This window comes from Massilia sp. Root418 (assembly GCF_001425265.1).
Classification (GTDB): Bacteria; Pseudomonadota; Gammaproteobacteria; order Burkholderiales; family Burkholderiaceae_D; genus Rugamonas.
Map to the genome: position 1 here is coordinate 458,124 of NZ_LMEC01000011.1, position 12,608 is coordinate 470,731.

The window sequence follows — 12,608 nt, forward strand, 5'->3', positions numbered from 1 at the left end:
GCAGCCCGCGTAACCCGCCGTGCTTGCCCGCCGCCTACTCGACAAACACCACCGCCGTGCGCGCCGGAATGGTGAATCGTCCGGTCGCGCTGTCGTAACGCGCCGCCAGCGCGCGCTGGTCCGCCGCGCCGCTGGCGGTGTGCACCGGATGCAGGCGGTAGCGTTTCCCCTTCTCCTCCTCCGCCACAATACTCTGCTCAACCTTGTCCACATTGATCAGATACGTCACCGTCCCGAACCCCGCCCCCGCGTAGCCCGCGCCATCCAGGCGTGCCGCCACCACGGTCGGCACCTGCGCCGATCCCGTATTCAGAAAATGCAGCCGCTGCCGGATGTCCGCCGCCGTGCGCATGCGGAACAAGGTGCTGCTGGCCCGGATCTTCAGCAGATCCCGGAACGCGTCGCGCGCAAACGCAATGTCGGCCGGCGCCGGCTTGATCGCCGCGTTGGCCAGCAATGGCTTCATCAGCGCGTAATCCTTGCCGTTGTCCGCTTCGGGCGGCAGGCCCACACCGTAGTAATTGTCCTGGTACGACCAGTCCAGCCGGTTAAACCAGTCGCCCGACTCGAAGCTGTTCCGGTCCAGCGACTTGGAGCGCAGGATATCGAACCCCGCGTGGTAGTACGCCACGCCCTGGCTGAAGGCATTGATCGCCGCGCCCAGCATCTGCACCCGCGCGCGCTCGGCGCTGCTGGTGGCCAGCGGCAGGCGGAAGGCGTTCAGGTCGTACATGGTCTGGTTGTCGTGATTCTCGACGTAGTTCACCACTTCGCCCGGCTCGCTCGCATAGCCCGCAGGCTGGCCGCTGTAGTCGATGTCCTGCAGCGCCACCTCCGTGTCCTGCCAGGTCTTCATCCTGACCGTGCGCACGCCGCCGGCCAGGCCCACGCGCACCAGGTCCGTCGTGCGCAGCAGGTCTTCCTTCGGACGTTGGCCCGCGTGCGCATTCGGATCATAGACCAGGCCGTTGATATAGCCCTGCATGCTGAACATCTTCTCGCCCGAGTCACCGGCGCCGCCGCCGCGTACCGCGTCGCGGCCACGGTCGCTGAAGGTGCCGATGCCGCTGCCGTTCAGCGACAGCTGCGAAGCCTGCACGAAGCGCGTTCCGTTCTCCACTTCACCGAAGTTCCAGCCCTCGCCGATCAGGTTCACCGGCCGGCCGGCGGCCTTGTCCACGCGTGCCTGCAGCGCCTCCATGGCCGCGCGCGGCTGGTGGCCCATCAGGTCGAAACGGAAGGAGTCGATCTTGTAGTGGCGCGTCCACAGCTCTGCCGAGTCGATCATCAGCTTGGCCATCATCATGTTCTCGGTGGCCGTGTTGTCGCAGCAGGTCGAACGCTCGATTACGCCCTTGGCGTTCAAGCGGTGATAGTAGCCCGGCACCACGCGGTCCAGCACGGACTTTTCATCCTGGCCGGCGCGGTAGGTATGGTTATAGACCACGTCCATGCCCACGCGCAGATTGGCCTTGTGCAGCGCCATCACCATCTGGCGGAATTCAATGATGCGGCGCGCGCCGTCTGCCGGGTCGGTGGCGTAGCTGCCTTCCGGCGCGCTGTAGTGGTAAGGGTCGTAGCCCCAGTTGTAGCAGTCCTTGATGAAGGTAGCAGCCACCAGCGCCTGCTGGCTGCCGCTGTCCGGGGCGCCGGCCGGCTGCGGTGCCACGCAGCCCTTTTCCGGCACCGAGCCGATGTCGTACACCGGCAGCAGGTGGATGTCGGTCATGCCCGCCCGGCTCAGTGCGGCCAGGTGCTGCATGCCGTTCGAGCCGCTCTCGGTGAAGGCGGTGTACTTGCCGCGGTTGGCGGCGCTGACGGTGCTGTCGTTGATCGAGAAGTCGCGCACGTGCAGTTCGTACACCGACATGTCGGTTTGTGCAGCGACCTTGTTCGGCACCGGCGCCTTGTCCCAGCCTGCAGGCTTCAGTTTTGCCGAATCCAGGTCCGCGATGTAGCTGCGCAGGGAATCGGTGGTCAGGCTGATCGAATATGGGTCGGTGACGAGGTTGCGCACCAGGCCTGTGCCTGGCGCCACCACGTCCACCACGTACTTGTAGTATTTGCCGGACAGGTCGCTGCGGCGCGCGGCGGACCAGATGCCGGTGGCTGCGTCGAAGCGCATGCTGTCGACAGCGGTGGCTTTGCCGTGGCCGTTGTCGTAGGTGCAGACGGAGACTTGCTGCGCGGTCGGCGCCCACAGTTTGAAGCCGGTGCGGCCCCTGGCGACGGTGGCGCCCAGGTCCGCAGCCTTTCCGGCCGCCGCGTAGATGTCGTCCAGCGCGCCGGCGATCTGCAGGGTGGTGGCGTCACGCACGGTGCCGTCGGCGTTTTCCTGTACCAGTACCAGCTGCTGCTTGAGCAGCGCGGGGAGCTTGGCCTGGTCGGCCTGCGCCAAGGCCAGCACCGCGCCGCTGCCCACGTATTTGAAGCGCTGCGCCGCGGCAGGCGGAATGGTCCCGGTGTGGATGCCCATCGCCAGCGCGCCGTCGGCGCCGGATACGGCGGCGCCGGCGCTGGCAGCGATCCTGCCGGTGGCCGAGTGATAGAGCTTGAAGGCGCCGCCGCCGTCTGCGGCTGGCCACTTGACCAGCTGGCGGGTCAGCCACACTGCGCGCGCGTCGAAGGTGCCGGACTGCTGCAGCACGGTCTCGAACGGGGCATCGCATGCGCTCAACTGCACTGCCGCCTGCGCCCCGAACGCCGCCATTACCAGCGCCGCGCCCAGCGCCAATCGCGCTCCTGTCTTCCCAGCCATAGCAGTGTCTCCGAAGTAGTTGAGCTACAAATTTGGCAATTGCAGCTTGGATTTGACCGATATGGTAATCCAATTGCTGTAGCTTTACTACGAATTCCGTCAGGAGCCTACTTCTTGCCGGTGCTGATGTGGTACTTCTTGAGCTTGTCGTACAAGGTCTTGCGCGGGACGCTGAGGTTGTCGGCGGCGAGGGCGACGTTGCCGTCGGCGGCGGCCAGGGCCTGCGCGATCAGGTCGCGTTCGAAGTTGTCGACTTGCTGGGGCAGGGAGGTGGACGCGCCTGTGGCAGCGTCGTCCACGGCGGCAGCAGGGAAAGCGGGGCCGCTGGCGGCGGGCGGTATCGAAGGAGCCAGGCCCAGTGTCAGGCGCTCGGCGAAGTTGCGCAGTTCGCGCACGTTGCCGGGCCAGTCGGCCGCCTGCCAGGCGGCCATGTCCTGCGCGCTCCATTGCGGCAGCGGGCGCTGGTAGCGCAAGGCCGCCTCCTGGACGAAGTGGGCCAGCAGCAGCGGGATGTCCTCGCGGCGCTCGCGCAGGCGCGGCAGATCGATGGTCACCACACCGATGCGGTAGTACAGGTCCTCGCGGAACAGGCCCTGCGCGCTCAGTTGCAGCAGGTCCGCCTTGCTGGCTGCCACCACGCGGCAATCGAGCGCCACGCCTTCGTTGGCGCCAAGCCGCTCCAGGCGGCGTTCCTGCAGCACGCGCAGCAGCTTCACCTGCAAGGCCATCGGCATGCTCTCGATCTCATCGAGGAAGACGGTGCCGCCGTTGGCGTATTCCAGCTTGCCGATGCGGCGCTTCTGGGCGCCCGTGAAGGCACCGGCTTCGTGGCCGAAGATTTCGCTCTCGAACACGGACTCCGGCAGCGCGCCGCAATTGATGGCGACGAAGTTGCCCTTGCGGCCGCTGGCCGCGTGCAGCAGGCGCGCCATCACCTCCTTGCCGGTGCCGGTCTGGCCGTTGATCAGGATGTCCACGCCGGCCGGCCCCACGTTGCGCACCAGGAGCTTCAAATGCTCGATGGCTGGCGAGCGGCCGATCAGGTCCGGCGTATCCGGGTGCAGGGCGCGCGCGGCGCGCAGCTCGCGGTTTTCCAGCACCAGCGTGCGGCGCTCCTGGGCGCGGCGCACCGCGTCCATCAGGCGTTCGGAGGCGAAAGGCTTTTCGATGAAGTCGTAGGCACCGCTGCGCATAGCGGCAACCGCCATGGTGACGTCGCCGTGGCCGGTAACCACGATGACGGGTAGCTCCGCGTCCAGCGCGGTCACCTGCGCCAGCAGTTCCAGGCCGGAGCGGCCGGGCAGCCGGACATCGGTGACGATCACGCCGGGGAAGTCAGCGCGCAGCAGCGGCAGCGCCTCTTCGGCGCTGGCGCAGGCTTGCACGGTGAAGCCGCCCAGTTCCAGCGTCTGTGCGGTGGCCAGGCGCAGCGCGGCTTCGTCTTCAATGAGGATGGCTTGCATGTTTGCTTGCATCGGTGCTTTCCAGTTGCAGGGGCAAGCGCAGCACGAATTGCGCGCCGCCGGATGGCAGATTGTGCGCCGTCAGCTGGCCGTTCATCGCCTGCACGATGGACGACGAAATGGCCAGGCCCAGCCCGAGGCCCTTGCCGGACGGCTTGGTGGTGTAAAAGGGTTCGAACAGATGCGCGGCCACTTGCTCGGGGATGCCGCCGCCGCTGTCGCTGATGCGCACTTCGGCATGGCCGTCCACGCGCGCCAGGGTGATGGCCACCTCGCGCTGCGGCGCGTCCTCCACCGCGTCGAGCGCATTGCGCAGCAGGTTGATGAGCACCTGCTCGATGCGCACCGCGTCGCCGGCGACCAGCAGGGGGCCGGCATGCGCGTCGGCATTCGGCCCGGCATCCGGCCCGGCATCCGGCCCGGCATCAGGCCCGCTACCGCCACCTGGCGCATGGCTGCCTGCCGCCGCATCCGGGCTTGTATCGATGGCCAGCGCCACGCCGTGGCGGCGGAACTCGCTCTCCATCATGAAGGCCGAGGCGCGCACGGATTTCGCCAGCTCCACCTGGCAGATCGACTCGTCCTTGCGCGCAAAGCCCTTCAGCTGCGCGATGATGGCGCCCATGCGCGCGCTGGCGTCGCCGATGTGGCCCAGGTTGGCCTCGGCCTGCGCCGGCTGGCCGCGCTGCAGGAAAGTGCGCGCGTTGTCGGCAAAGGCGCGGATGGCAGCCAGCGGCTGGTTCAGTTCGTGCGTCACGCCCGCCGCCATCTGCCCCAGCATGGCCAGCTTGCCGGCCTGGACCAGCTCATTCTGCGTGGAGCGCAGCATCTGCTCGGTCGCCTTCAGGCGCGCGTACTTGTTCTCCAGGTCCTGATTGGTCTCGCGTAGCTGCTGCGTGCGTTCCACGATGCGGCTGTCGAGCTCACGCGCCGCCTGCTGCAAGGCCTGGCGCGACTCGTGGCGTTCTTCCAGCCTGCGCCGGCGCTGATGCAGCGCCCACCAGGACGCGGCCGCGCAGGACAGCAGCAGGAAAGCCGCCAGCGCCCATAGCAGGCCGGCCCGCGCCACGCGCGTCTGGGCCGGGAACAGCATCAGCTGCCAGCCCAGGCGGCCCACCGGCCGCGCCACGAAGCGGCCCGGATGCTCGGACAGCGGCGTGACCTTCTGGCCCATGTACTGCTGCGTGTGCGCCAGTTCCTGCATGGTGGCCGCGCCGAGCGGCTGCAGGCTGCGGTAGCGCCACTGCGGCTGGTTGCTGAGGAAAATGACCCCGTGCCGGTCCGCCAGCGCAATGGCGTGTTCGCTGCTGCGCCAGGTCTGTTCAAAATCGGCCAGGCTGATCTTGGCCACCACCACGCCCGCCACCGGCCCGCCGGCGGTGCCGTTGCGGTACACCGGCTGCGCGATGAAGTAGCCGGCCTCGCTGGTGCTGGTGCCGATGCCATAGAACAGGCCCGCGCGGCCGTGCAGCGCTTCGTTGAAATAGGGGCGGTACGAGAAGTTCTTGCCGACGAATCCCAGCGGCTGGTCCCAGTTGCTGGCACCGAGGGTGAGGCCGGTGCGGTCCATCATGTAGATGGCGCCGACCTTGGCCTGCTGCTGGATGGTCTGCAGCGACTGGTTCAGGCGCGCGATGGTGGGCGCGTCCTCGGGATGGGCCAGGGCTTGGATCAGGTCCGGCTGGAAGCCCAGCACGAAGGGCAGGGTTTCGTACTTCTCCATGGCGGACTGCAAATCCGGCGCCATCAGCTCCAGCTGGCGCCGGCCCTGCTCCATCAAATCCGCCTGCGCGCGCAGCGTACCCACCCAGCCCGCCGCCGCGATACCCCCGGCGGCGGCCAGCAGGGCCAGTACTCTGAACAGTTTTGCGCGCATGGTGCGATTTTACATCGCGCTCCTCAATCCACGGCGGCCATGCGCATTTCGTCGTTGTGGTGGCGCTGCTGCTCTTCCATCACCAGCATGCCGAGTTCGCGCTTGAGGGCGTTGAATTCGGCGGCGGACGGGTCGCGCAAGCGCGGCAGGTCGACCATGATGTCGCGCTTGACGGTGCCGGGACGGTAGGTCATCACCACGATGCGGTCGGCCAGGTAGATCGCTTCTTCGATGCTGTGGGTGACGAAGATGATGGTCTTTTTCAGTTCGGCCCAGATGCGCAGCAGCTCGTCCTGCAGGTTGCGGCGGGTGAGGGCGTCCAGCGCGCCGAACGGTTCGTCCATCAGCATGATGGGGGAGTCCAGCGCGAGCACGCGGGCGATCGCCACGCGCTGGCGCATGCCGCCCGACAGGTCTTTCGGGAAGCGGTGGCGGAAGTCGCTCAGCGACAGCATGTTGAGCAGCTTCGATACGGTCTGGTCGATCTGGTCCTTGGACATGCCTTTGATTTCCAGGCCGAAGGCGATGTTCTTCTCCACCGTCATCCAGGGGAACAGCGCATATTCCTGGAACACCATGCCGCGCTCGGGACCGGGGCCGGTCACGACCCGGCTGTCGGCGGTGATCTCGCCGCTGGAGGGCAGGGAGAAGCCGGCGATGGCATTGAGCAGCGTGGACTTGCCGCAGCCCGACGGCCCCAGCAGGCAGACGAACTGGCCCTGCGGGATTTCCAGGTTGATGTCCTTGAGCGCCACCACTTCGCGGTCGCTGCTCTTGAACACCTTGTTCACGCCGCGCACGGCGATGTGGCTGAAGTTCTTTTCCATTTTGCTCATCTCAGTTCTCCAGGCCACGGTGCCAGCGCAGCAAATGATTATTCAGTTTGTTCATGCCGATGTCGATGAAGAGGCCCAGCAGGCCGATACTGATCATGCCGGCGATGATTTTGTCGGACCAGAAGTACTCGCGTGCCTCCAGGATGCGGAAGCCCAGGCCGTTGTTCACGGCGATCATCTCGGACACGATCACCACGATGAAGGCGGTGCCGATGCCGATCCGCACGCCCGACAGGATGTAGGGCACGGCCGCCGGCAGCATCACGCGTACGAACATGGTGCGCTGGTTCACGCCGAGGTTGCGCGCGGCGCGGATATAGATGCCGTCCACCTGGCGCACGCCGGCGATGGTGTTCATCAGCACCGGGAAGAAGGCGCCGATGGCGATCAGGAACACGGCCGGCGCGTTGCCCAGTCCGAACCACAGGATGGACAGCGGAATGTAGGCGATCGGCGGGATAGGGCGCAGCAGCTGCATCAGCGGGTTGAACCAGCTGTAGGCGCGCTGGCTGGAGCCCATCATCAGCCCGAGCGGCAGCGCCAGGCCGGCGCCGATGGCGAAGCCCACCAGCACGCGGTACATGCTGCCCAGCGTGTCCATCCACAGTTCGCCCGACAGCGCCCACGACAGCCACGACGAGGCGGCCGGATCGTAGGCCGTCAGCGGCAGCGAATACTCGACCAGTTTCTGCACCACCGCCAGCGGCGACGGCAGCACTTGCGGATTGACCCAGCCCAGCATGGCGCTGGCCTGCCACAGCAGCACGACCACGGCCGGCACCACCAGCCCCGTGCCGATTTCCCGCCAGTTCAGTTTTTTCATGATGTCCCCGTCTTATTTGATGTTCAGGCTTTTCTTCGCTTCGTCCAGCAGGTCGGTCTTCACCCACTCGCTGGCCACCGGCGCCTTGCGCATCTTGCCCACGCCGGTCTTGGCCATGACGTCCGTGGTGATCTGGATGTGCTGCGCCGTCACGTCATAGGTGTAGGGCGAATTGCTGATGGCGTCCTGGAAGTCGTCGGCGGTGATCTGGTTCTTGAAGATCACTTCGCGCACATACTTCTCGGCGGTCGGCTTGTTGTCGATGAAGGTCTTGGTGGCCTGCACGAAGCAGGTCATGAACTTGGCTGCGGTGGCGCGGCGCTCCTTGTAGAACTTCTCGCTCATCACCAGCGTGCGCACCGGTTCGCCGATCGGGGTGTCGTAGGGCTTCATCACTTCCACGCCGAAGCCCTTGTTGATGGCCTGCGACGATTGCGGTTCCGATTGCATGATGGCGTCCAGGTTCTTGCCGAGCAGCGCCTGGTTCAGGTCCGCGAAGGCCAGGAAGATCAGCTGCACGTCCTTGCCCGGCTGGTCGGAGAAGGTAATGCCGGCCTGCTGCAGTTCCGCCGCCAGCAGCACCTCGTGGATGCCGCCGCGCGTCACGCCGACCTTTTTGCCCTTCAGGTCCTTGATGGATTTGATGCCGCTGTCCGGACGCGCCACCAGGCGCGCACCGCCTTTGGCGAAGCCTGCCACCACGTAGATCGGGGCGCCGTTGGCGCGGCCCTGGATGGCCGCTTCGGACGCGGTTGCGCCCACGTCCAGCTCACCTGCCAGGATGGCCTGCATCACGTCCGGGCCTTTGGCGAAGATGTGTTCTTCGACCTTGATGCCGCACTTGGGTGCGATCTCCTTGATGTACGACACGGCGCCGTAGTGCGCGAATTTCAGGTTGCCCAGGCGGACCACCTCCTGCGCGCTGGCCGCGCCGCTGAATCCAGCGGCGCCGGCGAATGCTGCGGCGATTGCGATGGGGGTGATGCGGCGGATGTTCTTGCGAATGCTGATGCTCATGCTCGTCTCCTAAGCGGGTTTGTTGTAAGGAGCTAGTGAGCAGAAAGCATGCCAAGCGGACAGAAAATGCCAAGTGCTTGATTTGATTGGTTTGGTGCACCGCCGCAAGGCCCAGGCCGCAGGCGGGCATGGCGAAAAACCGGAATGCGCGGCGCGCTTTGTGCGGATTTCCGCCGCATGACTTCAATGCCGCTAGCGGTGCGGGGGCGTGAATGAAAACAGCCCGCGCGGGGCGGGCTGCGGGCATTAAGCGGACTTCGGTGCCGGGGTGCCGTAGCACAGGTTCGGCTCAGGCTCGGGGCGGTAGTTGTCCACCATGCGGTAGCGCGTTGCATACCAGGCGAAGATGGCCGCCGCCAGTCCGGCAAAGGCGGCGAAGAAGTACATCTGGAAGGCCATCACGGAGAAGCCGGTGCTGGCGATGTAGGCCGACACGGCTTCGTTCTTCACGCTGGAATTCAGGATCAGCACCCACAGGTTGCCGACCGTGACCGCCAGGTACCACAGCGACATGATGGTGCCCTTCATCGACGCGGGCGCCTGGCTGTACGCGAATTCCAGGCCGGTGGCGGACACCAGCACTTCGCCGAAGGTCAGCAGCGCATAAGGCAGGATCTGCCACGCCATCGAGACGGCGGTGCCGCCGTCCATCACCACCTGCAGCGTGCCGATGACGACCCAGGACAGCGCGGAGAAGAAGATGCCCGCACCCATGCGGCGCAGTGCGGTCGGCTCGATGCCCATCTTGCGCAGGATGGGCAGCAGCGCCAGGTTGTTGAAGGGGATCAGCAGCATCACCAGCAGCGGGTTCAGGGCCTGCATCTGCGCCGGCACGAAGCTGAAGCTCCAGCCCAGCAGCTGGTAGGTGGGATGCGTCATGTCGTTGGCCTGCACGATCCAGGTGGAAGCCTTCTGGTCGAACAGGGACCAGAACGGCGTCACCAGCGCGAACACGATGAAGATGCGCAGCACGGCGCGCACGCCGTCCACGCCTTCGTCGCTATGCTTGCCGCGTGCGCGTTCCAGCTGCATCGAGGTGCCGATGCCGCCGAAGGCCAGCAGCAGTACCAGCGCCGTGCAGGCCGCAATGACGAAGCCCCACTTGGGCGTCATGGCCAGCGAGCCGAGCGCGCCGATCACGCCGACCATGGCCATGGTCAGGCCGGGTCGGGATTGGCCCGGTGCGGCGCTGACCAGGGCGGTCTTGGCCACGTTCATGAAGGAGTTCGGATTCGGCGCGGCCGGCGGCACGTGCACGTACTTTTTGCGGCCCAGCCACAGCACGAAGGTGGCCACGAACATCAGGATGCCCGGGATGCCGAAGGCCACGGCGCCGCCGTAGTCGCGCAGGAAGATGGGCATCAGCAGGGAGGCGAAGAAGGAGCCGAAGTTGATGCTCCAGTAGAAGGCGTCGAACACCACCTTGGCGCGGTTCTTGTTGGTCTGGTCGAACTGGTCGCCCACGAAGGAGGCCACCAGGGGCTTGATGCCGCCGGAGCCGAAGGCGATCAGGCCCAGGCCCAGATAGAAGCCTTCCAGGTTCTTCTCAAACACGGCAAGGCAGGCATGGCCGGCGCAGTAGATAAGGCTGAACCAGAATACCGTGTTGTACTTGCCGAAGAAGCGGTCGGCCAGCCAGCCGCCCAGCAGGGGGAAGAAGTACACGCCGATGACGAAGGTGTGGAACACGTGCTTCGCTTCGCTGGGGCGGTCGGCCAGCGGGATGAACAGCAGCAGGGTGCTGATCAGGAACGGCGTGAGGATGTTGCGCATGCCGTAGAAGCTGAAGCGTTCGCAAGCCTCGTTGGCGATGATGTATGGGATTTGCCGCGGCAGTGGCCCGTTGCCCTGCTGCGCTGTGTTTTGTGACATGGATTCTCCCTGAAGGTCTCTGAGCCGGATGCTATGCCGAACCCACAGCGCTTGGCAACTGGTATATGCAAGTTGTAATCACGCAAATAAATCAAGATTTCATGTAGTTTGACTACCTTAGTGAGCGCCAGGTTTTTCACTAATATTTTGATTTATAAGGGTAATTGTGGTTTTTCTTGGGCGCGTGGAAATTTGAAATATGGCGATTGTTGATGTATATTCTCTACAAACATCAACCTTGGATACCGACATGAGCAAAGAATTGTCCCCGAACTGGTGGCGCGAAGCGATCATCTACCAGGTTTATCCGCGCAGCTTCAACGACAGCAACGGCGACGGCGTGGGCGACCTGCCCGGCATCACCGCCAAGCTCGATTACATTGCGCAGCTGGGCGTGGACATCGTCTGGATCTCGCCGTTCTTCAAGTCGCCGATGAAGGACTTCGGCTACGACATTTCCGACTACTGCGACGTCGATCCGCTGTTCGGCACCCTGGCCGACTTCGACGCCCTGATCGCCAAGGCCCACAGCCTGGGCCTGAAGATCATGATCGACCAGGTGATGTCGCACACGGCCGAGGACCACCCGTGGTTCGCCGAAAGCCGCCAGAGCCGCGACAACCCGAAAGCCGACTGGTACGTCTGGTCCGACCCGGCGCCGGACGGCTGTCCGCCGAACAACTGGCTGTCGGTCTTCGGCGGCTCGTCCTGGCAATGGGACTCGCGCCGCAAGCAGTATTACATGCACAACTTCCTGGTCAGCCAGCCGGATCTGAACTTCCACAACCCGGAAGTGCAGCAGGCGCACCTGGATGCGCTGCGCTTCTGGCTGGAGCGCGGCGTGGACGGCGTGCGCATGGACGCCTGCAATTTCCACTTCCACGACCGCCAGCTGCGCAGCAATCCGCCGGCGCTGGTGCGCGACACCTCCACCGTCACCGACGTGAACCCTTACGGCATGCAGGCCCACATCCACGACAAGACCCAGCCCGAGAACGTGGCCTTCCTGCAGAAGCTGCGCAAGCTGCTGGACGAATACGGCGCCGTCGCCATCGGCGAAGTGGGCGCGGATGATTCGCTGGCCGTGATGGCCGAGTACACCGAAGGCGGCGACAAGCTGCACATGGCCTACAGCTTCAACCTGCTCACGCCGGTGTGCTCGGCCAGGCATATCCGCTCGCAGGTGGAGCAGTTCGGCGCGCGCGTAAAGGACGGCTGGGCCTCCTGGTCGGTGGGGAACCACGATTCCATCCGCGTGATGACGCGCTGGGGCGGCGACAATCCTTCGCCCGACATGGCCAAGCTGGTGCTGGCCATGCAGCTGTCGCTGAAGGGTACGCCCTGCCTGTACCAGGGCGACGAGCTGGCCTTCACCGAGGCGGACGTGCCCTACGAACTGCTGCAGGACCCGTACGGCATCACCTTCTGGCCCGAGTTCAAGGGCCGCGACGGCTGCCGCACACCGATCGCCTGGACCCAGGACGCGAACGGCGGTTTCACCAGCGGCAAGCCGTGGCTGCCGGTGGACCAGAAGCACATCGCGCGCGCCGCGTCGGTGCAGGAGGCCGATGCCGCCTCGCCGCTGGCGTTTGCGCGCAAGATCGTCGCCTGGCGCCGCACCATGCCGCAACTCACGCGCGGCGACGTGGTGTTCTTCGATACGCCCGAACCGGTGCTGGCGCTGCGCCGCGACCTGGCGGGCGAGCGCAGCGTGCTGGCCGTGTTCAACCTGGGCAAGGAGCCGGTGACGGTCGCGCTGCCGCAGGCGGCGGGTGCGGAAACCATCAGCACACCGGGGCTGCCGGGCGAAGCCAGCGCGGACGGCCAGGTGAAACTGCCGGCCTACGGGGCATGGTTCGGCTACGCCGCCTGACGCCGGGCGCCGTCGAAACGCTTGCACGGCGGGTCAATGACCCGCCCTACGAAAGCAGGTTTTAGGGTATCCTTGCCGCCTTCCGGGGCG

Annotated in this window: 8 protein-coding genes; 1 reads left to right on the forward strand and 7 read right to left on the reverse strand. The window is 65.6% G+C overall.

The genetic code is table 11. The annotated features are described in order from the left end of the window. Positions 1-34 precede the first annotated feature (34 nt). The 7 genes from ASC94_RS09425 to ASC94_RS09455 all read right to left on the reverse strand — a co-directional run bounded on the left by ASC94_RS09425 (position 35) and on the right by ASC94_RS09455 (position 10,645). Entirely contained in the window at positions 35-2,758 is a 2,724-nt protein-coding gene (locus ASC94_RS09425; RefSeq protein WP_056393662.1) for an alpha-1,6-glucosidase domain-containing protein, read from the reverse strand. 107 nt (positions 2,759-2,865) lie between these two features. Continuing rightward, the gene (locus ASC94_RS09430; RefSeq protein WP_056393664.1) at positions 2,866-4,233 is read right to left on the reverse strand and encodes a sigma-54 dependent transcriptional regulator; all 1,368 of its coding nucleotides are present in this window, start codon (positions 4,231-4,233) and stop codon (positions 2,866-2,868) included. Next, entirely contained in the window at positions 4,202-6,097 is a 1,896-nt protein-coding gene (locus tag ASC94_RS09435) for an ATP-binding protein (RefSeq protein ID WP_056393666.1), read from the reverse strand. The genes ASC94_RS09430 and ASC94_RS09435 overlap by 32 nt, the downstream gene beginning before the upstream one ends. A 23-nt stretch (positions 6,098-6,120) precedes the next feature. Then, the gene (locus tag ASC94_RS09440) at positions 6,121-6,924 is read right to left on the reverse strand and encodes an ABC transporter ATP-binding protein (RefSeq protein WP_056394968.1); all 804 of its coding nucleotides are present in this window, start codon (positions 6,922-6,924) and stop codon (positions 6,121-6,123) included. A 10-nt stretch (positions 6,925-6,934) separates the two neighbouring features. Continuing rightward, positions 6,935-7,756: an ABC transporter permease gene (locus tag ASC94_RS09445; RefSeq protein WP_056393667.1), complete on the reverse strand. Its 822-nt coding sequence runs from the start codon at positions 7,754-7,756 to the stop codon at positions 6,935-6,937. Positions 7,757-7,768: 12 nt separating this feature from the next. Then, positions 7,769-8,773, reverse strand: coding sequence for an ABC transporter substrate-binding protein (locus ASC94_RS09450; protein WP_157201366.1), 1,005 nt, complete (start codon positions 8,771-8,773; stop codon positions 7,769-7,771). A 246-nt stretch (positions 8,774-9,019) separates the two neighbouring features. Further along, positions 9,020-10,645, reverse strand: coding sequence for an oligopeptide:H+ symporter (locus ASC94_RS09455; RefSeq protein ID WP_056393670.1), 1,626 nt, complete (start codon positions 10,643-10,645; stop codon positions 9,020-9,022). A gap of 250 nt (positions 10,646-10,895) precedes the next feature. On the opposite strand from ASC94_RS09455, the gene ASC94_RS09460 reads away from it, so the two are divergent. Next, positions 10,896-12,518, forward strand: coding sequence for an alpha-glucosidase (locus ASC94_RS09460; protein WP_056393672.1), 1,623 nt, complete (start codon positions 10,896-10,898; stop codon positions 12,516-12,518). Positions 12,519-12,608: the final 90 nt, after the last annotated feature.